Source organism: Enterobacter sp. RHBSTW-00994, assembly GCF_013782625.1.
Taxonomy (GTDB): domain Bacteria; phylum Pseudomonadota; class Gammaproteobacteria; order Enterobacterales; family Enterobacteriaceae; genus Enterobacter.
The window spans coordinates 402,354-427,878 of the sequence record NZ_CP056199.1 but is presented as its reverse complement, the minus strand read 5'-3'; the positions used below and the strand labels follow the sequence as shown (position 1 = coordinate 427,878).

Below are 25,525 nucleotides of genomic sequence, written 5' to 3'. Positions count from 1 at the left end.
CCGTTTGCTTAAAAATGGATTCTACCATCGCTTTTTCAGATATACAGCACTTTTTGACCGCTAAATGAGGCAAATCAGACCACTTTTTGATCAGCCAATCGTTTTCCTCAACATGTAGTAGATAACAATACCTGCAACCACAAGACCGCCGCCAAAACGACGTAAAATATTATCCGGGAGTTGGCTCATGGTAGCGATCATTCGACGCCAGGCACGCGGATAAAGCATCGGACCGAGTCCTTCGAGCACCAGCACTAACGCAAGCGCCAGGATAATGGTTGAATTCATTTTTATCCCTCATAAAAGAAAACCACCGCGCCGTGAGGAGCGGTGGTTTGAATACTCAAACGAGCCTGAGTTTATCGCGTCGCGTTAGCTGGCGTCTTCATATAACGGAAGAAATCGCTATCCGGGCTGAGCACCATCACATCCTGGTTGCTCTGGAAGCTATTCTCGTAAGCACGCAGGCTACGGATAAAGGCATAGAAGTCTGGATCCTGGCTGAAGGCATCAGCGAACAGTTTCGCCGCTTCGGCATCACCTTCACCGCGCAGGATACGACCCTGACGTTCAGACTCAGCAAGTGTCTTAGTCACTTCGTAGTCCGCGGCAGCGCGCAGCTTCTCAGCCTCTTCCTGACCCTGTGAACGGTGACGACGGGCTACCGCTTCACGCTCAGCGCGCATACGGTTGTAAATCGCCTCAGACACTTCAGCAGGCAGGTTGATTTGCTTGATGCGCACGTCAACCACTTCGATACCCAGTGCAGCCATACTGTTCGGGTTGACCATCGGTACTTTACCGTTAGTTTCAGCCTGAACGCGCTCAGCGGCTTTTGCAATTGCGTCATCTGCAGCAGGAGTCGATACTTCGTCTTCTGTACCCGCAGTACCGGAGTTCAACGCATCACGCACTTCCAGGGTCAAACGACCACGAGAATCGGTGACGATATCTTTCACATCCAGACGACCAATTTCAGAACGCAGACGGTCAGAGAACTTACGTTTCAGCAACACTTCTGCCTGAGAAACATCACCACCACCTGTTGCCAGGTAGTAGCGGCTGAAATCACTGATACGCCATTTGATATAAGAATCAACGATCAGGTCTTTCTTCTCTTTGGTCACAAAACGGTCAGCCTGGTTATCCATGGTCTGGATACGGGCATCGAGCGTTTTCACCGATTCAATCATCGGGATTTTGAAATGCAGGCCTGGGGCATACACCAACGGTTTGTTTTCGCTATCACGCAGAACTTTGCCAAAACGCAGGGTAATACCGCGCTCGCCCTCTTTTACCACAAAGATAGAGGTGTAAAGCACGACCAGTACGATGATGATGATCGCAATAACTGACTTACGCATCCTTATTCCCCCTGACGCTGGTAGTCGTTACGCTGCGCGTTAGCACGGCGTTGGTCCATGATGTCACCATCGTTCGAAGAAGGCGTGGTTGTTGCGCTTGAGCTACCCGATGCCGCTGGCGGCAGACGAAGCAGGCTGTTCGCGCCACTATCTGATTTCGCCGCAGGCGCAGAACCGCCTTTCAGCATCTGATCCAACGGCAACACCATCAGGTTTCCACCTTTGCTGTCGTTAACCAGTACTTTACGCGTATGGCTCAGCACTTTTTCCATGGTCTCGATATACAGACGTTCACGGGTAATTTCCGGAGCCGCTTTATATTCAGGCAGGATCTTCGCGAAACGAGCCACTTCACCCTGAGCTTCCAGGATGGTCTGAGTCTTGTATGCACGCGCCTCTTCAAGAATACGCTGCGCCTGACCGTTAGCACGCGGCTGCACTTCGTTGGTGTAGGCCTCCGCTTCACGGATGTACTGCTGTTCGTTTTCACGTGCAGCAATCGCATCATCAAACGCCGCTTTCACCTCTTCCGGCGGACGAGCAGCCTGGAAGTTAACGTCCAGCAGGGTGATACCCATGTTGTACGGGCGAATGGTCTCTTCCAGCTCACGCTGGGTATCGCTACGAATAACGGTACGACCTTCCGTCAGGATACGGTCCATGGTGTATTTACCGATAACACCACGCAGGGCGCTATCAGTTGCCTGACGTAGGCTGTCATCAGCACTGGTCACGCTGAACAGATAATGCTGCGGATCGGTGACACGGTACTGCACGTTCATCTCGACGCGAACCACGTTCTCATCAGATGTCAGCATCACACCTGATGCAGCCAGCTCACGAACAGACTCAACGTTAACGGCAGTGACGTCGTCAATGAAGGTCGGTTTCCAGTTCAGGCCAGGTTCAACCAAATGGCTGAACTTACCAAAACGGGTTACCACACCACGTTCTGCTTCTTTGATGGTGTAGAATCCGCTGGCAGCCCAGATGATCACCACAGCAGCAGCAACAATGCCTACTACGCGGCCACCCATGTGTGGGCGAGGTCCCTGAGTGGTGTTGCCACCCGAGCCAGAACCTTTCCCCCCGCCAAGACCACCCAGCTTTTTGCTGAGTTTGCGGAAGATATCATCCAGATCCGGCGGCCCCTGCTCGCGACCACCTTTGTTGCCATTTCCCCCAGAGTTGCCGCCTTGATTATTGCTGCTTCCCCACGGGTCGCGGTCTTGTCCGTTATTACCGGGCTGATTCCACGCCATGTATATGCTCCATATTTGTTATGCAAGGGCGAATTATTTCAGGCATCCCCTTTCTGATCAGACGATATAGTCGACCAGCGCAGGTTCTTGTTTACAGAGGCGACGCCAGTCAACGATCGGCATACGCACCTGCATCCCCACGCTGCCGTCATCCTCCATCCACTCTTTTTCTATCGCCTGAAGCTGATAAAACCGGCTGCGCAGCCTACCTTCCTGTGGCGGCAATCGCAGCGTGTGCTGGGCTACCTCACCGGAAAGACGTTCTGTCAAAGCCTGGAAAAGCAGTGGCACGCCAACTCCGGTCTGAGCTGAAAGCCAGACCCGAATTGGTTTGTTCTCTTCATCTCGATCGATACGCGGCTCAAAATCATCCAGCATATCGATCTTATTCATCACCAACAGCGTTGGGATCTCATCCGCGTCGATCTCTTCGAGCACGACATTCACCGCATCGATATTTTCCTGCACCCGCACGTCTGCAGCATCAATCACATGCAGCAACAGCGTTGCCTGTCGCGTCTCTTGCAATGTCGCTTTAAACGCTGCGACCAAATCGTGCGGGAGATGACGGATAAACCCTACGGTATCTGCTAGCACAGTTTCACCGACATCCGCGACATCGATGCGGCGCAATGTTGGATCCAGAGTCGCAAACAACTGGTCTGCGGCATAAACCTGGGCCTCGGTAATCTGGTTAAACAGGGTGGATTTACCGGCGTTGGTATAGCCCACCAGCGACACCGTTGGGATGTCGGCTTTCGTTCGCGAACGACGTCCCTGCTCACGCTGTTTCTCAACTCTTTCCAGACGTGACAGGATCTGGGTAATACGACCACGCAGTAATCGACGGTCGGTTTCGAGCTGGGTTTCACCCGGGCCACGCAAACCAATCCCGCCTTTTTGTCTTTCAAGATGGGTCCAGCCACGCACAAGTCGCGTTGCCAGATGGCGCAACTGCGCCAGCTCAACTTGCAACTTCCCTTCGTGGGTACGCGCACGTTGAGCAAAAATATCTAAAATCAGTCCCGTGCGATCGATAACACGGCATTCGCAAAGGGCTTCCAGGTTGCGCTCCTGGGCTGGAGACAGCGCATGATCAAACAACACGACTGACGCGCCAGTTGCTTTTACGGCATCCGCAATTTCAACTGCTTTACCTTCACCAACAAAATACTTTGGGTGCGGCGCTTTACGGCTACCGGTAATCACCTGCATTGCTTCGACGCCGGCGGAAGAGACCAGAGCTTCAAACTCCTGGAGGTCTTCCATATCTTTGTCTTGCGAAAAATAGATGTGTACCAGCACCGCCTGCTCACCGGCATCATAACGGTCAAACAAGCGTAAAACCCTCAAGATAGATCAGCGGGGAACGCAGGATCCCTGGCTCCCCGTGTGGAAAACAGCCAATAACCTTATTCGGTATCTTCGCTGTCCTGCTGCGGCGCAGAAGAACCCTGCGCGTTGCTGCCATGGTGGTAGTTACTACCTGTGCCGCCGCCAGCGTTGTTGCTGTGATGAGATACTGGGCGAGACGGAACAACAGTAGAAATCGCGTGCTTATAGACCATCTGGCTGACCGTGTTTTTCAACAGGATCACGAACTGATCGAAAGACTCAATCTGACCTTGCAGCTTAATACCATTCACCAAATAAATAGAAACTGGAACACGTTCCCGACGCAATGCGTTCAGGAACGGATCTTGTAAAGATTGCCCCTTAGCCATTCTATCTTTTCCTTATATGCTTGTTTTGTACTTAGAACCTTGCGATTCTGAAAAATTGCGCACGATACGGCTTAATTGTACACATTCAGTGAACGATATCACCAATAACCTGAATGACTTCGTTTAGCGCTTGTTGTGGTTTTTCGCTGTCTAACCAGTGAACTCCCTCCCAACCGCGTAACCAGGTTATCTGGCGCTTCGCTAACTGTCTCGTGGCGCAAACACCTCGATAAACCATTTCATCGTATGAAATCTCACCTTCAAGATACGACCACATCTGGCGGTATCCCACACAACGAATGGAAGGCATATCCGTATGCAAATCTCCACGGGCAAAAAGCGCCCGCACTTCTGCTTCAAAATCTGAAGCTAACATCTGATGAAAACGCTGCTCAATTCGCTGATGGAGCAGTTCACGGCTCGCCGGGGCGATGGCGAACTGATGCACCTGATACGGCAGAGCGTCTCCTGACGTTTGCGTCAGTTCCGTTAAAGTTTTACCCGAAATGAAAAAAACTTCCAGTGCCCGGGAAAGCCTTTGCGGATCATTTGGATGAATCCGGGCTGCCGCAACCGGATCAATCTCTTCCAGTTGCTTATGCAAAGCACTCCACCCCTGCTCTGCCGCCTGCTGTTCAATCTTCGCTCTAACGTCAGGATCTGCTGATGGCAGAGGCGATAATCCCTCCAACAGCGCCTTAAAATAAAGCATGGTTCCGCCAACTAACAACGGGATACGGCCTGCCGCAGTGATTTCAGCCATCTGCGTAAGCGCATCGCGGCGAAAATCAGCAGCCGAATACGCCTGTGCGGGATCGAGAATATCCAGCAAACGATGCGGCGCAGCACGCAGTTCTTCTGCGTCAGGCTTTGCCGTACCAATGTCCATCCCTCGATAGATGAGGGCGGAATCAACGCTAATCAACTCTACAGGCAAAACTTTACGTAACTCAATGGCTAATGCCGTTTTGCCGGAGGCCGTAGGCCCCATTAAAAAAATTGCCTTAGGCAGGCTCGCCTTGCTTGCATCAGTCATGTTTCAGGGCGGTCATAGCCGTTTTTAAATCAACAAGTTGCAATAAACCACCCGGCGGCATTTTGACCAGATGCGGACAAAGGCGTTCAACCTCTGCCAGCACAGTAATCGCCTGCGCCATGTTCCACACGGTGTGTTCACTCGCCAGATGACGAGCAAGCCACTGAGCAGTATTCGCGGCATCAAACGTTGTTTGCTGCGCCAGGTAGCCTATCAGTTCAGGAATCAAGTTTTGTAAATTTTGTTGGCGTAAGGGTAAAGGCACTGCACGAATTGTCACATGTTGTGCTTCCAGTACGCATTCGATACCCATTTGAGTAAGCGATGCCATCGCACGCTGTAAAACTGCTGTTTCTTGTGGGGATATTTTCAAGCGAACCGGGATCAACAGTGGCTGAGCACAGGCCGCATTAACCCCGGGCGTCAACTGCGCTTGTTTGAGCCAGCGTTCAGCCACCGGTAAGGATAACAATGCCAGTTTGTTATCTCGCTCGAGCAGCGCCATATCCGGTGCAACAATCGTTAATACCCGACCAAAGCTCTGACTATGTCCTTCCAGTGAAGACATTGGTGTCTCTGCGTGTGCTTTACGCTCCACGGCTGGGGTATCCAGCAATTTCCGGTAAAGCGCACCCTGCTGTTTTTCATAACCAGGCTGAGCATGAGGGTAGCTGGCTCCTGTTGGGCGCGGCGTGCTTCCCGTCGCTGCAAAGCGCGGTGCGGCAGGCTCGCGCGCAGCAGCAGGTTCGGCAAAATGATTCCGCCCTGCCGCCACTCGATTTTCCGGGATGCTACGAGGTATTAATGCCTCGTTTTCCATTGGAAGCTGAGGCTCCACCTGCTGTTGCAGTACACTCAGCACCCCCTGATAGATAAAATCGTGCACCAGACGAGACTGATGGAAGCGAACTTCATGCTTGGCAGGATGCACATTCACATCGACCTGATGCGGATCGATTTCCAGGTACAGGACAAAGGCGGGTTGCTGATCGGCCCCCAGCTTATCTTCGCAGGCCTGACGAATAGCGTGATTAATCAGCCGGTCGCGCATCATGCGGCCATTTACATAGCAATACTGGATCTCAGCGAAAGCAGAACTGCTCACATTCGGATCGGCCACCCATCCACGCATCGCAAGATCGCCATGCTGCCACTCAATCGCCAGCGCCTGCTCAAGAAACGCGGTTCCGCAGATAGCCCCTAACCGACGCTCTTTCTGTCCACCTTCGGCCACTGCGCGGTACTGGCGTATTATCTTACCGTTATGACTCAGATTGATGGCCACATCGAAACGCGCCAGCGCGATACGTCGAATAATTTCGTCGATATGCCCAAACTCGGTCTTTTCGGTACGCATAAACTTGCGTCGGGCTGGCGTGTTGTAAAACAGATCTAATACTTCCAGCGTGGTCCCCACAGGATGAGCGGCGGGTTTCACCGTCACGTCCATATCACGCCCTTCGGCGTAGGCTTGCCATGCTTCTTGTTGCTCAGCGGTACGGGAAGTGAGGGTCAAGCGTGAAACTGAACTGATACTGGCCAGCGCTTCGCCGCGAAAACCAAGGCTAATAATCGCTTCCAGATCGTCCAGGGAGGCAATTTTACTGGTGGCATGACGTGCAAGCGCCAGCGCCAGCTCGTCTTTTTTGATGCCACAACCGTTATCCCGAATGCGAATCAGCTTTGCGCCACCACGTTCGATATCAATATCGATGCGAGTTGCCCCCGCATCGAGGCTGTTCTCTACCAGCTCCTTCACCACCGATGCAGGGCGTTCCACCACCTCACCGGCGGCGATTTGGTTCGCGAGCTGCGGCGGCAGAACCTGAATCGGCATGAATTCTCCTTAGTTTGTCGCAGTCATCTCGCCAGGCAGAGCCGCGCTGGCCGTCTGACTTGCACTACCTTGCGGTGCGGACTGCAGCGGATGCGCCTCAAAATAGTGACGAAGACCGTTATAAATCGCGTTGGCAATTTGCTGTTGATAGCTATCGCTCGACAGCAAACGCTCTTCACCGTTATTGCTGATAAAGCCTGTTTCTACCAGGATTGACGGAATATCCGGCGAGCGCAAAACGCCCAGGCTTGCATGTTCAGGACGACGCTTATGCAGCGCACCCACACTTTGCAGTTGGTTCAAGACGTTAGTGGCGACATCATACCCGACACGCTGGGAATGACCGAATTGTAAATCCAGTACCGCCTGGCTGAGGTAAGGGTCAGACTGGCTGTTTGCCAGTACATCGCCTGCACCACCTAACAGTTCTGACTGCTTCTCGTGTTGTTCAAGCCAGCCAGCCATTTCACTGTTGGCGCGACGGTTAGAAAGCACCCAGACAGACGCCCCTGTCGCATCACGGTTCGGCGCGGCATCAGCATGAATTGACACCAGGAAGTTGGCATTTTGCTTACGCGCGACATCCGAACGCCCCATCACCGAAATAAAGTAATCACCGTCACGGGTCATTACACCTTTAAACATCGGGTCGTCATTCAATAATGCGCGCAGCTTACGGGCGATCGAAATAGTGACATTTTTCTCGCGAGTCCCTCCCGGTCCAATTGCCCCCGGGTCTTGCCCGCCGTGTCCGGCATCAATCGCAATAATGACTTTATCGCCACTGGCTATGCGCGCACTGGCGGCAGGACGTGTCGCCGTATTACTACTGGTTACGCTGGTGATACGGTCATTGCTTGATTTAAACGGGTTGCGTGCAGGCTCAGACGGACGCGGTGTATATACCGGTGTTTCTACGCGCTTAGCCACTACGGGCGGAGGCGGCGGGACATCCGCATTAATCGTAAAGACAACGGTATAATTTGCGCCGTTTTGCTGCTTCATCGCCTGAGTTTTGCCCTTCTGGGTTAAATCGACCACCAGTCGTAACGACTGGCTGTCTTTAGGCGTACCGGAGCGGATACTCTTCACCAGGTTATTGCCGCTAAATTGCAGCGGAAGCCCCTGAATGACACCCGTCTGTTTTATGTCCAGAGCGACACTGCGATTATCAAGCGGTGAGAAAGTATATTCAGGGTTGCCCATAAAACTGAACGTAATACGGGCCTGGTTATCCCCGTTCGACACCTGAATATCCGACAGATTTGCCGCTCCGGCCTGCGCGCACAGCAGTGTCGTTGCAGCCAACAACCAACCTTTAACGCGATTAATCATCCCGTCATCCCTTAGCTTAACCGGCCAAACGGGCCAGTAAGGCATTACCTGATGAGGAAACAGCACTGATGTGTGCCTCACGCCCTTGTGCCTGGTAATCTAAGTGAATTTCGACATCCGGGTCAGGTAAGACACCCGCACCTTGTTGCGGCCACTCCACCAGGCAAATGGCATCGTTGGCAAAATAATCACGGATCCCCATAAATTCCAGCTCCTCGGGGTCCGCAAGACGATAAAGATCGAAGTGGTAGACCATGACATTTTCAAGCGTATACGGCTCTACCAGCGTATAGGTCGGGCTTTTCACGTTCCCGTCATGGCCTAATGCTTGCAAAAAACCACGGCTGAAGGTCGTTTTACCTGCGCCTAAATCACCGTACAGATAAATGACGGTTGCGCCCTGGCAGGCCAACGCCACACGCTTGCCAAGATCTAAAGTCGCTTGTTCGTCAGGTAAAGGAATCGCTCGATTAGTCATTTTCTACGTCAATCACATCCGGGTTAACAACACGCCTTAGCGTGCAAAAAAGATCGGTGGCCAGCATGCCGCGTGTTCCATACTGTGCGGCAAGCATGTCCGCTGCCGCGCCGTGGGCCACGCAGCCCGCACAGGCTGCATCATAAAGGGTAAATTTCTGCCCAGGCAACGCACCAATAATACCGGAGAGCACATCGCCCATTCCGCCACTGGCCATTCCCGCATTACCGGCATCAATAATCCCCATCGCGCCCGATTCACAGGCGACGACTGTACCTGCCCCTTTCAGAACAGCAACACCTCCGTAACGTTTTACCAGACGTTGTGCGGAAAGTAAGCGATCGCGCTCAATTTCTGCAACGCTACAATTGAGCAAACGCGCGGCCTCGCCGGGGTGAGGTGTCAGGATGCGATTGTGACGCTTATCAGGATTGATTGCCAGAAGGTTCAGCGCATCGGCATCCCACAGCATCGGTTTACGACTATTCTCGACTTTGCGAAGCGCATTTTTGCCCCATGCTGCTTGCCCAAGACCAGGGCCTATCACTACCATATCCGCCCATTCGAGGCTGTCATCAAGGGATTGCGGCGTCAGCTCATGCACCATTAATTCCGGCCTGGCGGTAACAATTGGACCGATATTTTCAAGGCGAGTGAGCACTCGTACTAATCCAGCCCCGCAGCGCACTGCCGCTTCGCCCGCCATGCGAATCGCCCCAGCCGTTCCATGATCGCCACCGATAATCACCAGCTTTCCGTGCTCGCCTTTGTGCGATGTCGGGCGGCGTGGCGTAAGCCACTGTGCAAGCTGCGAAGCATCAAAACGAGAAAGGTTTGTTTCCTGTCCGGCGAGCCAGCTTTCCAGCCCGAGGGCGTTGTGATGCAATACCCCGATGACATCCCGCGCTTTACCCGTTAGTAGACCTGGTTTAAGTGCAATAAAGGTAATGGTAAGCGTCGCATGGATCACCGCCCCCGGTGTTGCGCCGGTTTGCGCGATTAACCCGGAAGGGATATCCAGAGCAACAACAGGCGCGGCATGTGTATTAGCACGCTCAATCAGCGCGGCAATGTTGTCCTGTGGAGCACTACGTAGCCCAGTTCCCAGCAGGCCATCGACAATCACATCAATATCATCGGGCCATAGGCAATCTGACGCATGAATCACCCCACCCGCATTGAGCCAGGCTTTGCGTGCCGTACTGGCCTCTTCTGGCAGCGGTTTATCGCTTTCCTGCGCCAGAAGGGTGACGCAAATACCGGCGGCAACGGCCAGACGCGCGACGACATAACCGTCGCCGCCGTTATTACCGTGTCCGCACAAAATTAGCCAGTGTGCTGATTGCGGCCAGGTATTACGGGTAAGAGTGAATGCGGCCTCACCCGCTCGCTGCATCAGCTCATATAAGGTCATACCGAGACTGTCTGCCGCCGCTTTTTCAGCGCGGCGGAGGTCATCCGCATGCCAGATGGAATGTGGTATACTTGCGGGGTTTTTCTTCACTGTATGGTCCGTCATGTCACAGCCCCTCGATCTCAATCAATTAGCGCAAAACATCAAACAGTGGGGCGCTGAGCTTGGCTTTCAGAAAGTGGGCATCACGGATACCGACCTCTCCGCCAGCGAGCCTAAACTTCAGGCCTGGCTGGATAAACAATACCACGGCGAGATGGAGTGGATGGCGCGTCATGGCATGATGCGCGCACGCCCACACGAGCTTTTACCGGGTACATTACGCGTCATCAGCGTGCGTATGAACTATCTGCCTGCCAATGCGGCATTTGCTCGCACGCTGAAAGATCCTTCCCTGGGTTATGTCAGCCGTTACGCTCTGGGTCGTGATTACCATAAACTTCTGCGCAATCGGTTAAAAAAACTCGGGGAAACTATTCAGCAACACTGTGTTTCGCTGAATTTTAGACCCTTTGTAGACTCTGCGCCTATTCTTGAACGCCCAATTGCAGAAAAAGCCGGGCTTGGCTGGACAGGTAAGCACTCACTTATTCTCAGTCGTGATGCCGGGTCGTTCTTCTTTCTGGGCGAACTGCTAATAGATTTGCCATTGCCGGTGGATGGCCCTGTAGAAGAAGCCTGCGGGCGCTGCGTGGCGTGTATGACTATCTGCCCAACAGGCGCTATCGTTGAACCTTACACTGTCGATGCTCGCCGCTGTATCTCCTATCTCACCATCGAACTGGAAGGGGCAATTCCGGAAGAGTTTCGCCCACTCATCGGAAACCGTATCTATGGTTGCGATGACTGCCAGCTAATCTGTCCGTGGAACCGCTACTCACAGCTCACGGATGAAGAAGACTTTAGCCCGCGAAAAGCACTGCATGCCCCGCCGCTTATCGAGTTATTCGCCTGGACTGAGGCCTGGTTCCTTAAAGTGACCGAGGGGTCCGCCATCCGCCGGATAGGGCATTTACGCTGGCTGCGAAATATTGCCGTTGCACTGGGTAATGCAGCCTGGAATGAGGCCAATATTCAGGCGCTCGAAAGCCGTAGAGGTGAGCACCCACTTCTCGATGAACACATAGAATGGGCGATTGCGCAGCAAATTGAGAAGCGAAATGCCTGTGTGATAGAGGTGCAATTACCGAAAAAACAGCGCCTGGTGAGAGTGATTGAAAAAGGGCTAACACGCGACGCCTGATATATTCACAGCCTGTGTATAAAAATACAAACTCAAGCACCATGAGGGTTTGCAAACAGGTCAAGTGATCTCTTTAACATTTCTAAATGAAATTTAATTAAACAAATTCAGCTAGTTATCAAGATACCGTTCACCGTGCGAAGGTTTTTCTCTTCATCGATAAAGTGACCATTCTGTGGATAACTCTGTTTACAAGAGTATTTCAAACGCAATAGAAAATGTCCCCAACGAAGAAATTCGCTGTAGATATCTGGAGAGTGAAGAAGAATTTGGAGCGGGAAACGAGACTCGAACTCGCGACCCCGACCTTGGCAAGGTCGTGCTCTACCAACTGAGCTATTCCCGCTTAATCTGTGCTTTTCAAGCTGCCGCTGTATTGACGTTACAACTCGAAATTCCACGATTTGGTGGTCTGTGCTTTAGAAGCACTTTCAAATTTTGGAGCGGGAAACGAGACTCGAACTCGCGACCCCGACCTTGGCAAGGTCGTGCTCTACCAACTGAGCTATTCCCGCTTGGGTGGTTCTGGTGCTGCTTGTATCTTGCGATACATTCAAATTTTGGAGCGGGAAACGAGACTCGAACTCGCGACCCCGACCTTGGCAAGGTCGTGCTCTACCAACTGAGCTATTCCCGCAAATTTGCACTGCTTTTGTTGCTGTCGTAACGCGTAATTCTCTGTCGTTACGGGAGGCGCATTATACGAGAAATCCTCTGAGCTGCAACCCCCCTGAAAGCGATTTTTTTGAAATTACGTTCAAGTGATTAATTAATCGGCAAGCTGCACAATTTAACGGCAAAAACCCGGCTGCGCAAGCACGCCGGGCCCAAAATTTATAACTGAATAAAATTCTCACGGTAGTAAGCCAGTTCCGCCACGGACTCACGAATGTCATCCATTGCCTGGTGTGTACCCTGCTTCTTAAAGCCATCCAGGATTTCAGGTTTCCAGCGGCGTGCCAGTTCTTTCAGCGTGCTGACATCCAGATAGCGATAGTGGAAATAGGCTTCCAGCTCCGGCATGTACTTAAACAGGAAGCGACGATCCTGACCAATGCTATTACCGCAAATCGGTGATTTGCCTTGCGGGACCCACTGCTTCAGAAATTCAATCGTCGCAAGCTCAGCATCGCGATCGCCCTGCGTACTCGCTTTAACGCGCTCCACCAGACCGCTACCCGTATGGGTACGCACATTCCAGTCATCCATCAATGCCAGTTGTTCATCCGACTGGTGCACTGCGATGGTTGGTCCTTCAGCCAGAATGTTGAGGTTCGCATCAGTTACCAGCGTCGCGATCTCAATGATGCGATCGCGTTCTGGATCAAGCCCGGTCATTTCAAGATCGATCCAAATCAGGTTGTTTTCATCTGCGCTCATGTTATTTTCCACCCTTCTCGCATAACCGGCTGTAGCAGGTTAACTAGTATTAATTAGTGTGTATCATAGAGGTTTTGCCCGATATGGGCGACCAGGAGTCAGCACGATTGAGTAAAAATAAACTCTCCAAAGGGCAACAGCGCCGCGTGAATGCCAACCACCAGCGCCGTCTTAAAACCACTACGGAGAAGCCCGATTACGACGACAACCTGTTTGGTGAAGCGACAGAAGGCGTTGTGATTAGCCGCTTTGGTATGCATGCGGATGTCGAAGCCGCCGATGGTGGTGTTCACCGTTGCAATATCCGTCGTACCATCCGCTCGCTGGTTACCGGTGACCGTGTCGTATGGCGGCCTGGTAAAGCCGCGGCTGAAGGGGTTACCGTAAAAGGGATCGTCGAAGCTGTCCACGAACGCACGTCCGTGCTGACGCGCCCGGACTTCTATGATGGTGTGAAACCCATCGCCTCTAATATCGACCAGATTGTGATCGTTTCTGCGATCCTGCCTGAACTGTCACTCAATATCATCGACAGATACCTCGTGGCCTGCGAAACGCTTGACGTCGAACCGCTGATCGTCCTGAACAAGATTGATCTGCTTGACGACGAAGGAATGAACTTCGTCAACGAACAGATGGATATCTATCGTCATATTGGCTATCGCGTACTGATGGTTTCAAGCCATAAGAAAGATGGCCTGAAGCCGCTCGAAGAGGCACTTACCGGGCGTATCAGCATTTTTGCTGGCCAGTCGGGTGTGGGTAAATCCAGCCTTCTGAACAATCTTTTGGGTCTGCAGGACGAAATCCTCACGAATGATGTTTCCGACAACTCAGGTCTGGGGCAGCACACCACCACAGCCTCACGTCTGTATCACTTCCCACATGGCGGCGATGTGATCGACTCCCCAGGCGTGCGTGAATTCGGGTTGTGGCATCTTGAGCCGGAACAAATCTTCAATGGGTTTGTCGAATTCCATGACTATTTAGGCGCTTGCAAATATCGCGACTGTAAACACGATAACGACCCTGGCTGCGCTATCCGCGAAGCGGTTGAAAACGGTGAAATAGCGGAAACCCGCTTCGAGAACTACCACCGTATTCTCGAAAGCATGGACCAGGTAAAAACGCGTAAAAACTTTTCTGATTCTGATAACTGACAACTAAGCTAAGCATCGCTAAAATCGTCCCCTTTTTTCAGGTTCCGGCTGTTTTTGGCCGGATCAGGAACGACAAAACAATGGCCTGGAGGCTACCTTGTTAAACTCATTTAAACTTTCGCTTCAATACATTCTGCCAAAACTGTGGCTCACTCGCCTGGCGGGCTGGGGCGCAAGCAAACGAGCGGGCTGGTTGACCAAGCTGGTCATCGACCTGTTTGTGAAATACTACAAGGTTGACATGAAAGAAGCGCAAAAGCCCGATACGGCCAGCTATCGCTCTTTCAACGAATTCTTCGTACGCCCACTGCGTGATGATGTTCGCCCTGTCAATAACGACCCTGCGGTACTGGTCATGCCGGCCGATGGCGTCATCAGCCAGCTTGGCAAAATTGAAGACGATAAAATTTTGCAGGCTAAAGGCCACAACTACAGCCTGGAAGCGCTGCTGGCAGGTAACTACCTGATGGCAGACCTGTTCCGCAACGGTTCATTTGCAACAACCTACCTGTCACCACGCGACTATCACCGCGTGCACATGCCGTGTAACGGCATCCTGCGTGAAATGATCTATGTGCCGGGTGATTTGTTCTCCGTAAACCACCTGACCGCACAGAACGTACCAAACCTGTTCGCACGTAACGAGCGCGTCATCTGCCTGTTTGATACTGAATTTGGGCCAATGGCACAGATTCTGGTGGGTGCGACAATTGTAGGCAGCATCGAAACCGTTTGGGCTGGCACGATCACCCCGCCACGTGAAGGTGTGATCAAGCGCTGGACCTGGCCTGCTGGTGAAAACGATGGCTCCGTTGCACTGCTGAAAGGTCAGGAAATGGGTCGCTTTAAACTGGGTTCAACAGTAATCAACCTGTTTGCGCCAGGCAAAGTGAAGCTGGTTGAAGAGCTGGAAAGCCTGTCAGTCACAAAACTCGGCCAGCCACTGGCTATATCTACGGAAACCGTCGCAGCACCCGTTGTTGAATCGGCTCCGCAGACAGAAGAAGAGATCGTTGCCGTAGACAGCACCCGTCCGGTGGTTGACGACAAAAAAACCGAAGGCTAATTCAAGAAGGATCGCTGACGTGCGCCCGATTATCGTAATTCTGATGGCCTGGTGCCTCAGCATGGGGGCGTACGCAGCGACGGCCCCCGACGCCAAACACATCACACAAGAACTGGAGCAGGCTAAAGCGGCAAAACCCGCACAGCCCGATACTGTCGAAACGCTCCAGGCCGCACTGAACGCGCTTGAGGAACGGAAAGGTTCTCTTGAGCGTGCTCAGCAATATCAGCAAGTTATCGATAACTTCCCCAAACTCTCACAAACATTACGCTCGCAGTTGAATAACCTGCGTGATGAGCCACGTGAGATCCCGGCAGGCATGACCTCTGATGCCCTGAATCAGGAGATTTTGCAGGTCAGTAGCCAGTTGCTGGAAAAAAGCCGTCAGGCTCAACAGGAACAGGAACGAGCGCGGGAAATCGCTGACTCTCTCAACCAGCTTCCACAACAGCAAACCGATGCCCGCCGCCAGCTTAATGATGTTGAGCGCCGGGTCGGCACGCAATCAGGCAACACTCCGCAAAGTCAGGCCCAGAATCTCGGCATTCAGGCTGAATCGGCCAAACTGAAAGCGCTGGTTAATGAGCTAGAGCTGGCCCAGCTATCGGCAAATAACCGTCAGGAACTGGCGCGTATGCGCTCCGAGCTGGCACAAAAGCAAAGCGAACAGCTTGATGCCTACCTGCAAGCCTTGCGTAACCAGTTGAACAGCCAGCGTCAGCGTGAAGCTGAACGCGCACTGGAAAGTACCGAATTACTGGCCGAAAACAGCGATAACCTGCCAGTCGGGATCGTCGATCAATTTAAGGTCAACCGTGAGCTTTCCGCGGCACTGAACCAGCAAGCGCAACGTATGGATCTGGTCGCCTCACAGCAACGTCAGGCAACTAACCAGACCTTGCAGGTTCGCCAGGCTCTAAACACCTTGCGTGAACAATCCCAGTGGCTGGGGTCTTCTAACCTGTTGGGTGAAGCACTGCGTGCGCAGGTTGCACGTTTGCCGGAAATGCCAAAACCGCAGCAGCTTGATACCGAAATGGCGCAGTTACGCGTCCAGCGCCTGCACTTTGAAGATTTACTCAACAAACAGCCGCAAATCCGCCAGATCCGTCAGGCCGATGGGCAAGCGCTCACCAACGAGCAAAACCGCATTCTGGAAGCGCAGATGCGGACTCAGCGGGAATTACTGAACTCACTGTTGCAGGGTGGCGATACGTTGATTCTGGAGCTGACCAAGCTGAAGGTCTCCAATAGCCAGCTTGAAGATGCGTTGAAGGAGGTGAACGAAGCGACCCACCGCTATCTCTTCTGGACCTCTGATGTCCGTCCGATGACATTCTCGTGGCCGATTGAGATTGTGCAGGATCTGCGCCGTCTGATCTCGCTGGATACCTTCAGCCAGTTGGGCCAGGCCAGCGTCATGATGCTCACCAGCAAAGAGACCATCTTCCCGCTGCTAGGGGCGTTGATTCTGGTAGGGTGCAGCATTTATTCGCGCAGGCATTTCACCCGCTTCCTTGAACGCTCTGGTGCGCGCGTAGGCAAAGTCACGCAAGATCACTTCTGGCTCACACTGCGCACTGTGTTCTGGTCGATACTCGTCGCCTCACCGCTGCCTGTGCTCTGGATGACACTGGGCTACGGCCTGCGCGAGGCCTGGCCGTATCCGCTCGCAGTGGCAATTGGCGATGGTGTTACCGCCACCGTACCTCTGCTGTGGGTCGTAATGATTTGTGCCACCTTTGCGCGTCCAAATGGACTGTTCATCGCCCACTTTGCCTGGCCGCGCCAGCGCGTAGTCCGCGCCATGCGCTATTACCTGATGAGTATCGGGCTTATCGTGCCATTGATCATGGCACTGATTATGTTCGATAACCTTAACGATCGGGAATTCTCCGGCTCGCTGGGTCGTCTCTGCTTTATGCTGATTGGCGGGGCGCTGGCGATGGTGACACTCAGCCTGAAACGGGCGGGCATTCCGCTCTATCTTGATAAAACAGGTAGCGGTGAAAACATGTTCAACCGCCTGCTGTGGAATCTGTTACTCACCGCACCGCTGGCCGCCATTCTGGCAGCAGCGGTCGGTTATCTGGCAACGGCTCAGGCCCTGTTGGCGCGACTCGAAACGTCTGTTGCCATATGGTTCCTTCTTCTGGTGGTCTATCACGTCATCCGTCGCTGGATGTTAATTCAGCGCCGCCGGCTGGCATTTGATCGAGCCAAACATCGGCGTGCTGAAATCCTGGCCCAACGAGCACGCGGTGAAGAAGATCCTCACCACGCCAACAGCACCGAAGGCAACAATGAGGTGGATGAGGCCGAACTGGATCTCGATGCCATTAGTACCCAGTCGCTGCGTCTGGTACGTTCTATTCTGATGTTGATCGCCCTGCTCTCGGTGATCGTTCTGTGGTCGGAAATTCACTCCGCTTTTGGTTTCCTGGAAAATATTTCCCTGTGGGACGTCACCTCAACGGTTCAGGGTGTCGAAAGCCTGGAGCCTATTACCCTCGGCGCGGTATTGATTGCCATTCTGGTGCTCATCATTACCACGCAACTGGTGCGTAACTTCCCCGCGTTGTTAGAGCTGGCACTGTTGCAGCACCTGGATTTAACACCGGGAACGGGTTACGCCATTACCACTATCACCAAGTATTTAATTATGCTGTTTGGTGGGCTGGTTGGCTTCTCAATGATCGGTATTGAGTGGTCAAAACTGCAGTGGTTGGTTGCCGCACTGACCGTTGGTCTGGGCTTCGGTTTACAGGAGATCTTCGCTAACTTCGTTTCAGGCTTGATCATTTTGTTCGAAAAACCGATCCGCATTGGCGATACGGTCACGATCCGCGATTTAACGGGTAGCGTCACCAAGATCAACACCCGTGCGACCACGATCAGCGATTGGGATCGCAAAGAGATCATCGTGCCGAACAAAGCGTTTATCACCGAGCAGTTTATCAACTGGTCGCTGTCCGATTCGGTAACACGTGTTGTTCTGACGGTTCCTGCACCGTCGGATGCTAACAGTGAAGAGGTCACACAAATTCTGTACACCGCGGCAGAGCGCTGTTCACTGGTTATCGATAACCCAGCACCGGAAGTCTTTTTGGTGGATTTACAGCAGGGGATCCAGATTTTCGAACTGCGTATCTACGCCGCCGAAATGGGGCATCGCATGCCGCTGCGCCATGAAATCCATCAACTGATTCTGGCGGGCTTCCGTGAACACGGAATCGATATGCCATTCCCTCCGTTCCAGATGCGTCTGGAAAGCCTGGATGGCCGCAAAACGGGAAGAACGATTACATCAGCGGCAAGGAAACGCCCGGCAGGAAGTTTGTAAGGTTAATGGTGTGTGGGGCCTAATGCCCACACACCAAGCCTCTCCTACAGGAGAGGCCAAAAACCGTCAGGCTCTGTCGACCGTGAAAGCAATCACATCCGCAAGCTGCTCAGCACCCAGCGCCAGCATTACCAGACGATCCACCCCCAGCGCGACACCGGAGCTATCCGGCAGGCCCGCCGCTAATGCTTCAAGAAGATTATGGTCAATCGGCTGTTGTGGCAGCCCGCGCGCTGCGCGCTTACGGTTATCCTGCTCAAAGCGCTGTTGCTGTTCACGCGCATCGGTCAGTTCGTGGAAACCATTCGCCAGCTCAATACCTTTGTAATAGACCTCAAAACGTTCTGCCACACGATGATCTTCAGTGCTGATCTGTGCCAGAGAGGCCTGACTCGCCGGGAAATGGTAAACAAAGGTCGGCCGATCTTTACCAATCTGCGGCTCGACACCAAAGGTGAACAGCAGTTGCAGCAACGTATCACGATCTTCTTCTGTGTCCGCAACATTGCTCAAATCCAGCTTCGCCGCCACTTCACGCAGTTGGGTTTTATCGGCAGACAGCGGGTCAATTTCCAGATGGCGTTGAAACGCCTGCTGGTAGGAGAGCGTTTCAGCTTCGGAACAATCCAGCACCTGTTGGAGCAAGTCGTCCACCTCGTTCATCAGGCGGTACATATCGTAATGTGGGCGATACCACTCCAGCATGGTGAATTCTGGATTATGGTGACGCCCCATCTCTTCATTACGGAAGCTTCTGCACAGTTGATATACCGGGCCACATCCCGCCGCCAGAAGACGTTTCATGTGGTATTCCGGGCTGGTCATCAGATACAAATTCATACCCTGCGAGTGGCCGGGGCCAACAAAACGGGTTTCAAACGGGACCAGATGAATATCGGTTACCGTTGCCTGACTCATGCACGGCGTTTCCACCTCCAGTACACCGCGATCGGCAAAGAAGCGACGAATTTCCGCCATAATTGCTGCGCGTTTTAGCAGGTTAGGGATGGATGCGCTCGGCTGCCAGGTGGCCGTTTCGCTCATGAGTTTTTCTCCGATGTCAGACAAGGGCACGAAGTCTACTCGTTAGCGGGGACAGAGACAAATTTTGCGCGGCAAAAGCGTCCATTTCACCGGAGCAGGAAATTACGTGACCCAATTCATCAATCACAATGATAAATCACCGCACATAACAGCAAAAAAATCGAACACGTCAAATTTCCCTCACATCCACGCGGTTATACTGCCTTACCCATAAAGGAACAGTGGAAACACTTTCGTCGTCGACGACTCGGGTAAGTGAACTACCTTTAGGTCATCGCATCGCGAAATAACAAAAATCTGGAGGAATGTCGTGCAAACTTTTCAAGCCGATCTTGCCGTTATAGGTGCTGGCGGCGCGGGATTACGGGCTGCAATTGCTGCAGCACAAGCTAATCCAAACGCTAAAATCGCATTGATTTCAAAAGTCTACCCGATGCGTAGCCATACGGTTGCTGCAGAAGGAGGATCCGCCGCCGTTGCGCAGGATCATGACAGCTTCGAATACCATTTCCACGACACGGTTGCAGGGGGCGACTGGCTTTGCGAACAGGATGTCGTTGACTACTTCGTGCATCATTGTCCAACCGAAATGACCCAACTCGAACAGTGGGGATGCCCGTGGAGCCGTCGTCCAGACGGCAGCGTTAACGTTCGCCGCTTCGGTGGAATGAAGATTGAACGCACCTGGTTCGCCGCCGATAAAACGGGCTTCCACATGCTCCATACCCTGTTCCAGACCTCCCTCCAGTTCCCTCAAATTCAACGCTTCGACGAACACTTCGTACTGGATATTCTGGTTGATGACGGAGAGGCTCGTGGCCTGGTGGCAATGAACATGATGGAAGGCTCACTGGTCCAGATCCGCGCGAAAGCGGTGGTGATGGCGACAGGCGGGGCTGGTCGTGTTTATCGCTACAACACGAACGGCGGCATCGTCACCGGCGACGGGATGGGCATGGCACTCAGCCACGGCGTTCCTCTGCGAGATATGGAGTTTGTCCAGTATCACCCAACCGGGCTGCCAGGTTCAGGCATTCTGATGACGGAAGGCTGTCGCGGTGAAGGCGGTATTCTGGTCAACAAAAATGGCTACCGCTATTTGCAGGACTACGGCATGGGGCCGGAAACACCGCTCGGCGAGCCGAAAAACAAATACATGGAACTGGGCCCACGCGACAAAGTCTCCCAGGCATTCTGGCATGAATGGCGCAAAGGCAACACGATCCCGACCCCGCGCGGTGATGTGGTCTATCTCGACCTGCGTCATCTCGGTGAGAAAAAGTTACTGGAGCGTCTGCCGTTCATCTGTGAGCTGGCAAAAGCCTACGTGGGTGTCGACCCGGTGAAAGAGCCGATCCCGGTTCGCCCAACCGCACACTACACCATGGGCGGTATCGAAACCGATCAGCAGTGTGAAACCCGGATTAAAGGCCTCTTTGCCGTCGGTGAGTGTTCCTCTGTTGGCCTGCACGGTGCAAACCGTCTGGGCTCTAACTCATTGGCAGAACTGGTGGTGTTCGGACGTATGGCCGGTGAACGCGCCATGGAACGTGCGGCTACCGCGGGCGAAGCAAACAGCGCGGCGCTGGATGCGCAAGTGGCTGACGTGGAAAAACGGCTGAAGGACCTGGTCAACCAGGAAGGCAGCGAGAACTGGTCAAAAATCCGTGACGAAATGGGCCTGTCGATGGAAGAAGGTTGCGGTATCTACCGTACGCCAGAACTGATGCAAAAAACCGTCGACAAGCTGGCAGAGCTGCAAGAGCGCTTCAAACGCGTCCGCATTACCGATACCTCCAGCGTGTTCAACACTGACCTGCTCTATACCATCGAACTGGGCCATGGCCTGAACGTGGCCGAATGTATGGCACACTCCGCCCTCGCGCGTAAAGAGTCACGTGGTGCTCACCAGCGTCTGGATGAAGGCTGTACTGAACGTGATGACGTCAATTTCCTGAAACACACTCTTGCCTGGCGTGATGCAGATGGCGCAACGCGTCTGGATTACAGCGATGTGAAGATCACAACGCTGCCACCAGCAAAACGAGTGTATGGCGCGGAAGCGGAAGCAGCCGAGAAGAAGGAGACGACCAATGGCTGAGATGCAAACCCTGAAAGTTGAAGTGGTGCGCTACAACCCGGAAGTGGATTCCGCACCGCACAGCGCTTTCTATGAAGTTCCTTACGACGAGCAAACATCGCTGCTGGATGCGCTTGGGTACATTAAAGATAATCTGGCACCAGATCTCAGCTACCGCTGGTCTTGCCGTATGGCGATTTGTGGTTCCTGCGGCATGATGGTCAACAAAGTACCAAAACTGGCCTGTAAAACCTTCCTGCGTGAATACACCAAAGGCATCAAGGTAGAAGCGCTGGGTAACTTCCCGATTGAACGCGATTTGGTGGTCGATATGACCCACTTTATCGAAAGCCTGGAAGCGATTAAGCCGTATATCATCGGCAATCCGCGCACGCCGGATCAAGGCCCCAACACCCAGACGCCTGCACAGATGGCGAAATACCATCAGTTCTCCGGCTGCATCAACTGTGGCCTGTGCTACGCCGCCTGTCCGCAGTTTGGCCTGAACCCAGAGTTCATCGGCCCGGCGGCCATTACGCTGGCACACCGCTACAACGAGGACAGCCGAGACCACGGGAAAAAAGAACGTATGGCGCAACTCAACGGCCAGAACGGCGTCTGGACCTGCACCTTCGTAGGCTATTGCTCCGAAGTGTGTCCAAAGCATGTCGATCCGGCTGCCGCTATTCAGCAGGGTAAAGTGGAAAGTTCGAAAGACTTTCTTATCGCAACCCTGAAACCACGCTAAGGAGTGCATGATGACGACTAAACGCAAAGCCTACGTGCGGCCAATGCCTGCCACCTGGTGGAAAAAACTGCCGTTTTATCGCTTCTATATGCTGCGTGAAGGTACAGCGGTTCCGGCTGTCTGGTTCAGTATTGAACTGATGTATGCCGTATTTGCCCTGAAGCACGGTCCGGAAACCTGGGCTAACTTTGTCGGTTTCCTGCAAAACCCTGTTGTAGTGCTCCTGAACCTGATCGTACTGGCTGCCGCATTATTGCATACCAAAACCTGGTTTGAGCTCGCGCCAAAAGCAGCGAACATCATTGTTAAAGGTGAAAAAATGGGGCCAGAGCCGGTGATTAAAGGGCTCTGGGGAGTGACGGCAATCGTCACCGTGGTCGTTCTGTTTGTCGCACTGTTCTGGTAAAGGAGGCCACTGTGATCAATCCAAATCCAAAACGCTCTGACGAGCCGGTATTCTGGGGTCTGTTTGGTGCAGGCGGCATGTGGAGTGCCATTATCGCTCCCGTCATTATCCTGCTGGTCGGCGTTATGCTGCCACTGGGGCTGTTCCCTGGCGAGGCATTAGGTTACGAACGCGTGCTGGCCTTCGCGAGCAGCTTTATTGGCCGCGTATTCATCTTTCTGATGATTGTCCTGCCGCTGTGGTGTGGTTTGCACCGTATCCACCACGCCATGCATGATCTGAAAATCCATGTACCAAATGGGAAATGGGTGTTCTACGGTCTGGCAACCATCCTGACCGTGGTAACACTGATCGCTGTTGTTACCATCTGACTGTTCAGGCCCGCTATCCTGCGGGCCTTTTAGTTCGACATTTTCCCCACCAGCCACCGTGAAAACTCGTGCATTGCGGGTGTTTCTGCCCGTGACTGCAATCGCGTGAGCCAGTAACTACCGAGATCAATTTGCGTGTCGAAGGGCTGCACGATTCGCTCGCTGTTCAGCAAATGGGTAAACATCGCCACTGGCGCAATAGCAATACCCACACCTGCCTGTGCGGCTTCCAGCATCGTGACAGAAGAATCAAACACCATAACCCGGTGCGTAGGCGATGGTTGTGGTCCACCGGCGGCCTGCATCCAGGTGGCCCACTCATCCCGCCGATAGGAGCGCAGCAGGGTAAATTTCAGTAGATCCGCAGGTGAATTCAGCCCGGCGGCAATGTCTGGTGTGCAAAGCGGCGCCAGTGGCGCATCACAAAGGAAAATTGCATCGGTTCCGTGCCATGCTCCTCCGCCGTAGCGAATCGTGTAATCCAGCCCTTCTGCCGCCGGATCAACACGGTTGTTATGGGTAGAAAGCTGGAGATCGATATGGGGATAACTGCGGCGAAAATCCTCGAGCTGCGAGAATAAAATACCGGTCGCAAACGTACCCACGACACCCATTTTCAGTTTTTCTTGCGCACGATGGTGCGCAAAGCGATCCAGCATACCGGCAATGCGGTCGAACGAGTCGTTCAGTACCGGCAACAGATTCTCACCTTCCGTGGTCAACATCAGGCCGCGCGAGACACGGACGAACAACTGACAATTGAGGTGTTGTTCCAGCGTTTTCACATGCTGGCTGATTGCAGAATGAGTAACATTCAGCTCGATTGCAGCATGAGTAAAACTGAGATGCCTTGCGGCGGCTTCAAATGCCCGAAGCGAATTAAGCGGAAGATAGCTGCGCGTCATAGACCAATCCGTTAGAAAAATTAACAGCTAATGCTAAATTTAACCGTTTGTCAGGCGGAGTCAAATCCAACAGACTACGCTCGTCTGATGGGCCCGGACACTCCCTCGACCCGCCATTACGGAAGATAACTGATGATGAAAAAATCCCTTTGCTGCGCGCTGTTGCTCGGCCTATCTTACTCCGCCATTGCCGCACCGATGTCAGAAAAACAGCTGGCTGACGTGGTGGAAAGAACCATTACACCGCTGATGAAAACACAGGCGATCCCTGGCATGGCGGTGGCCGTGATTTATGAGGGTCACCCCTACTATTTCACCTTCGGGAAAGCGGATACCGCAGCAAACCGGCCGGTGACGCAACAGACACTGTTCGAACTGGGATCCATTAGCAAAACCTTCACGGGCGTGCTTGGCGGTGACGCAATTGCCCGGGGTGAAATTTCACTCAACGATCAGGTAACACAATATTGGCCTGAACTCACCGGAAAACAGTGGCAAGGTATTCGCCTTCTGGATCTGGCGACCTACACCGCTGGCGGCCTACCGTTGCAAGTCCCGGACGACGTCACAGACACCGACTCTCTGCTGCATTTCTACCAAACCTGGCAACCACAATGGAAACCCGGCACAACACGCCTCTATGCGAACGCCAGTATTGGTCTGTTTGGCGCACTGGCAGTAAAGCCTTCCGGCATGAGTTTTGAAAAAGCCATGACCACTCGAGTCCTCAAGCCACTAAACATGGCACATACCTGGATTAATGTCCCCAAAGCGGAAGAGAAGCACTACGCCTGGGGTTATCGTGATGGTAACGCAGTCCATGTTTCACCCGGCATGCTGGATGCCGAAGCTTACGGCGTTAAAACGAATATCAGGGATATGGCAAATTGGGTGATGGCCAACATAGCGCCAGACAAGATTCAGGATGCGTCATTAAAACAGGGGATCGCTCTGGCGCAATCACGCTACTGGCGTGTCGGTTCTATGTATCAGGGCCTGGGCTGGGAGATGCTAAACTGGCCGGTAAACGCTAAAACAGTGATTGATGGCAGTGATAATAAAGTCGCACTTGCACCGTTACCGGCAACAGAAGTGGATCCTCCTGCACCACCAGTCAAAGCGTCCTGGGTACATAAAACGGGTTCTACTGGCGGGTTCGGCAGTTACGTCGCTTTTATCCCTGAAAAGAACCTTGGTATCGTGATGCTGGCAAACAAGAGCTACCCCAACCCGGCGCGAGTGGAAACGGCTTACCGTATTCTTGACGCTCTGCGCTAGTTGCCCGGCGGTGCTGCGCTTGCGCGGGTCTGCCTTCTTTAGGCCGGGTAA

General features: G+C 53.2%; 22 protein-coding genes and 3 tRNA genes. 9 read left to right on the top strand and 16 right to left on the bottom strand.

Annotated features, from left to right (window positions below; genetic code table 11):
• Positions 1–90: 90 nt before the first annotated feature.
• From HV346_RS02025 to nnr, 10 genes are all read right to left on the bottom strand, one after another.
• Positions 91–288, bottom strand: a complete 198-nt coding sequence (locus tag HV346_RS02025; protein WP_181621959.1) for a DUF2065 domain-containing protein — start codon at positions 286–288, stop codon at positions 91–93.
• 71 nt (positions 289–359) lie between these two features.
• Positions 360–1,364: a protease modulator HflC gene (gene hflC / locus HV346_RS02020; RefSeq protein ID WP_181621958.1), complete on the bottom strand. Its 1,005-nt coding sequence runs from the start codon at positions 1,362–1,364 to the stop codon at positions 360–362.
• 2 nt (positions 1,365–1,366) lie between these two features.
• Positions 1,367–2,626 (bottom strand): FtsH protease activity modulator HflK, encoded by a 1,260-nt coding sequence (gene hflK / locus HV346_RS02015; RefSeq protein ID WP_181621957.1) that lies wholly within the window; start codon positions 2,624–2,626, stop codon positions 1,367–1,369.
• Positions 2,627–2,683: 57 nt separating this feature from the next.
• Positions 2,684–3,964, bottom strand: coding sequence for a ribosome rescue GTPase HflX (hflX, locus tag HV346_RS02010; protein WP_181621956.1), 1,281 nt, complete (start codon positions 3,962–3,964; stop codon positions 2,684–2,686).
• A gap of 74 nt (positions 3,965–4,038) precedes the next feature.
• Entirely contained in the window at positions 4,039–4,350 is a 312-nt protein-coding gene (gene hfq, locus HV346_RS02005) for an RNA chaperone Hfq (RefSeq protein WP_181621955.1), read from the bottom strand.
• Positions 4,351–4,435: 85 nt separating this feature from the next.
• Positions 4,436–5,386 carry a tRNA (adenosine(37)-N6)-dimethylallyltransferase MiaA gene (gene miaA / locus HV346_RS02000; protein WP_181621954.1) on the bottom strand — a complete coding sequence of 317 codons (951 nt, stop codon included), beginning with the start codon at positions 5,384–5,386 and terminating at the stop codon, positions 4,436–4,438.
• The gene (gene mutL / locus HV346_RS01995; protein ID WP_181621953.1) at positions 5,379–7,223 is read right to left on the bottom strand and encodes a DNA mismatch repair endonuclease MutL; all 1,845 of its coding nucleotides are present in this window, start codon (positions 7,221–7,223) and stop codon (positions 5,379–5,381) included. Before mutL ends, miaA begins: the two co-directional genes overlap by 8 nt.
• Before the next feature lie 9 nt (positions 7,224–7,232).
• Positions 7,233–8,558 carry an N-acetylmuramoyl-L-alanine amidase AmiB gene (gene amiB / locus HV346_RS01990; protein ID WP_181621952.1) on the bottom strand — a complete coding sequence of 442 codons (1,326 nt, stop codon included), beginning with the start codon at positions 8,556–8,558 and terminating at the stop codon, positions 7,233–7,235.
• A 16-nt stretch (positions 8,559–8,574) separates the two neighbouring features.
• Positions 8,575–9,036 carry a tRNA (adenosine(37)-N6)-threonylcarbamoyltransferase complex ATPase subunit type 1 TsaE gene (gene tsaE, locus HV346_RS01985; RefSeq protein ID WP_181621951.1) on the bottom strand — a complete coding sequence of 154 codons (462 nt, stop codon included), beginning with the start codon at positions 9,034–9,036 and terminating at the stop codon, positions 8,575–8,577.
• On the bottom strand, positions 9,029–10,555 hold the full coding sequence (gene nnr, locus HV346_RS01980; protein ID WP_181621950.1) for a bifunctional ADP-dependent NAD(P)H-hydrate dehydratase/NAD(P)H-hydrate epimerase: 1,527 nt from the start codon (positions 10,553–10,555) through the stop codon (positions 9,029–9,031). Before nnr ends, tsaE begins: the two co-directional genes overlap by 8 nt.
• Between nnr and queG the strand changes: the two genes are divergently transcribed.
• The gene (gene queG, locus HV346_RS01975) at positions 10,554–11,693 is read left to right on the top strand and encodes a tRNA epoxyqueuosine(34) reductase QueG (protein WP_181621949.1); all 1,140 of its coding nucleotides are present in this window, start codon (positions 10,554–10,556) and stop codon (positions 11,691–11,693) included. The genes nnr and queG overlap by 2 nt on opposite strands.
• Before the next feature lie 270 nt (positions 11,694–11,963).
• Here the strand turns inward: queG and HV346_RS01970 are convergent.
• The 4 genes from HV346_RS01970 to orn all read right to left on the bottom strand — a co-directional run bounded on the left by HV346_RS01970 (position 11,964) and on the right by orn (position 13,073).
• Positions 11,964–12,039 (bottom strand) — tRNA-Gly (locus HV346_RS01970).
• Positions 12,040–12,132: 93 nt separating this feature from the next.
• Positions 12,133–12,208, bottom strand: a tRNA-Gly gene (locus HV346_RS01965).
• Positions 12,209–12,254: 46 nt separating this feature from the next.
• A tRNA-Gly gene (locus tag HV346_RS01960) sits at positions 12,255–12,330 on the bottom strand.
• A 197-nt stretch (positions 12,331–12,527) separates the two neighbouring features.
• Entirely contained in the window at positions 12,528–13,073 is a 546-nt protein-coding gene (orn, locus tag HV346_RS01955; protein ID WP_181621948.1) for an oligoribonuclease, read from the bottom strand.
• Positions 13,074–13,180: 107 nt separating this feature from the next.
• Between orn and rsgA the strand changes: the two genes are divergently transcribed.
• The 3 genes from rsgA to mscM all read left to right on the top strand — a co-directional run bounded on the left by rsgA (position 13,181) and on the right by mscM (position 18,642).
• On the top strand, positions 13,181–14,233 hold the full coding sequence (rsgA, locus tag HV346_RS01950) for a small ribosomal subunit biogenesis GTPase RsgA (RefSeq protein ID WP_181621947.1): 1,053 nt from the start codon (positions 13,181–13,183) through the stop codon (positions 14,231–14,233).
• Positions 14,234–14,330: 97 nt separating this feature from the next.
• Positions 14,331–15,299 (top strand): archaetidylserine decarboxylase, encoded by a 969-nt coding sequence (asd, locus tag HV346_RS01945; protein ID WP_181621946.1) that lies wholly within the window; start codon positions 14,331–14,333, stop codon positions 15,297–15,299.
• 19 nt (positions 15,300–15,318) lie between these two features.
• Positions 15,319–18,642: a miniconductance mechanosensitive channel MscM gene (gene mscM / locus HV346_RS01940; RefSeq protein WP_181621945.1), complete on the top strand. Its 3,324-nt coding sequence runs from the start codon at positions 15,319–15,321 to the stop codon at positions 18,640–18,642.
• A gap of 66 nt (positions 18,643–18,708) precedes the next feature.
• Here the strand turns inward: mscM and epmA are convergent, their stop codons facing one another.
• Positions 18,709–19,686: an elongation factor P--(R)-beta-lysine ligase gene (gene epmA, locus HV346_RS01935; RefSeq protein WP_181621944.1), complete on the bottom strand. Its 978-nt coding sequence runs from the start codon at positions 19,684–19,686 to the stop codon at positions 18,709–18,711.
• Between the two features lie 310 nt (positions 19,687–19,996).
• Between epmA and frdA the strand changes: the two genes are divergently transcribed.
• The 4 genes from frdA to frdD are packed head-to-tail and all read left to right on the top strand — an operon-like array spanning position 19,997 to position 23,291.
• On the top strand, positions 19,997–21,787 hold the full coding sequence (gene frdA, locus HV346_RS01930) for a fumarate reductase (quinol) flavoprotein subunit (RefSeq protein ID WP_181621943.1): 1,791 nt from the start codon (positions 19,997–19,999) through the stop codon (positions 21,785–21,787).
• On the top strand, positions 21,780–22,514 hold the full coding sequence (locus tag HV346_RS01925) for a succinate dehydrogenase/fumarate reductase iron-sulfur subunit (protein ID WP_181621942.1): 735 nt from the start codon (positions 21,780–21,782) through the stop codon (positions 22,512–22,514). The genes frdA and HV346_RS01925 overlap by 8 nt, the downstream gene beginning before the upstream one ends.
• Positions 22,515–22,524: 10 nt before the next feature.
• Positions 22,525–22,920, top strand: coding sequence for a fumarate reductase subunit FrdC (frdC, locus tag HV346_RS01920; protein ID WP_181623669.1), 396 nt, complete (start codon positions 22,525–22,527; stop codon positions 22,918–22,920).
• 11 nt (positions 22,921–22,931) lie between these two features.
• Positions 22,932–23,291 (top strand): fumarate reductase subunit FrdD, encoded by a 360-nt coding sequence (gene frdD, locus HV346_RS01915; protein WP_181621941.1) that lies wholly within the window; start codon positions 22,932–22,934, stop codon positions 23,289–23,291.
• A 29-nt stretch (positions 23,292–23,320) separates the two neighbouring features.
• On the opposite strand, the gene ampR is transcribed toward frdD, so the two are convergent.
• Positions 23,321–24,196, bottom strand: coding sequence for a LysR family transcriptional regulator AmpR (ampR, locus tag HV346_RS01910; protein WP_181621940.1), 876 nt, complete (start codon positions 24,194–24,196; stop codon positions 23,321–23,323).
• Positions 24,197–24,328: 132 nt separating this feature from the next.
• Here ampR and blaACT point away from each other — a divergent pair, with 132 nt between their 5' ends.
• Positions 24,329–25,474, top strand: a complete 1,146-nt coding sequence (blaACT, locus tag HV346_RS01905) for an ACT family cephalosporin-hydrolyzing class C beta-lactamase (RefSeq protein WP_181621939.1) — start codon at positions 24,329–24,331, stop codon at positions 25,472–25,474.
• Positions 25,475–25,525: the final 51 nt, after the last annotated feature.

Excerpts from the sequence above, each read along its gene's own strand:
- HV346_RS01925 (WP_181621942.1), top strand. The coding sequence starts at position 21,780 with ATGGCTGAGATGCAAACCCTGAAAGTTGAAGTGGTGCGCTACAACCCG.
- miaA (WP_181621954.1), bottom strand. The coding sequence starts at position 5,386 with ATGACTGATGCAAGCAAGGCGAGCCTGCCTAAGGCAATTTTTTTAATG.
- orn (WP_181621948.1), bottom strand. The coding sequence starts at position 13,073 with ATGAGCGCAGATGAAAACAACCTGATTTGGATCGATCTTGAAATGACC.
- hflK (WP_181621957.1), bottom strand. The coding sequence starts at position 2,626 with ATGGCGTGGAATCAGCCCGGTAATAACGGACAAGACCGCGACCCGTGG.
- amiB (WP_181621952.1), bottom strand. The coding sequence starts at position 8,558 with ATGATTAATCGCGTTAAAGGTTGGTTGTTGGCTGCAACGACACTGCTG.
- nnr (WP_181621950.1), bottom strand. The coding sequence starts at position 10,555 with ATGACGGACCATACAGTGAAGAAAAACCCCGCAAGTATACCACATTCC.
- hflC (WP_181621958.1), bottom strand. The coding sequence starts at position 1,364 with ATGCGTAAGTCAGTTATTGCGATCATCATCATCGTACTGGTCGTGCTT.
- queG (WP_181621949.1), top strand. The coding sequence starts at position 10,554 with ATGTCACAGCCCCTCGATCTCAATCAATTAGCGCAAAACATCAAACAG.
- epmA (WP_181621944.1), bottom strand. The coding sequence starts at position 19,686 with ATGAGCGAAACGGCCACCTGGCAGCCGAGCGCATCCATCCCTAACCTG.
- frdC (WP_181623669.1), top strand. The coding sequence starts at position 22,525 with ATGACGACTAAACGCAAAGCCTACGTGCGGCCAATGCCTGCCACCTGG.
- ampR (WP_181621940.1), bottom strand. The coding sequence starts at position 24,196 with ATGACGCGCAGCTATCTTCCGCTTAATTCGCTTCGGGCATTTGAAGCC.
- blaACT (WP_181621939.1), top strand. The coding sequence starts at position 24,329 with ATGATGAAAAAATCCCTTTGCTGCGCGCTGTTGCTCGGCCTATCTTAC.
- mutL (WP_181621953.1), bottom strand. The coding sequence starts at position 7,223 with ATGCCGATTCAGGTTCTGCCGCCGCAGCTCGCGAACCAAATCGCCGCC.
- HV346_RS02025 (WP_181621959.1), bottom strand. The coding sequence starts at position 288 with ATGAATTCAACCATTATCCTGGCGCTTGCGTTAGTGCTGGTGCTCGAA.
- tsaE (WP_181621951.1), bottom strand. The coding sequence starts at position 9,036 with ATGACTAATCGAGCGATTCCTTTACCTGACGAACAAGCGACTTTAGAT.
- hfq (WP_181621955.1), bottom strand. The coding sequence starts at position 4,350 with ATGGCTAAGGGGCAATCTTTACAAGATCCGTTCCTGAACGCATTGCGT.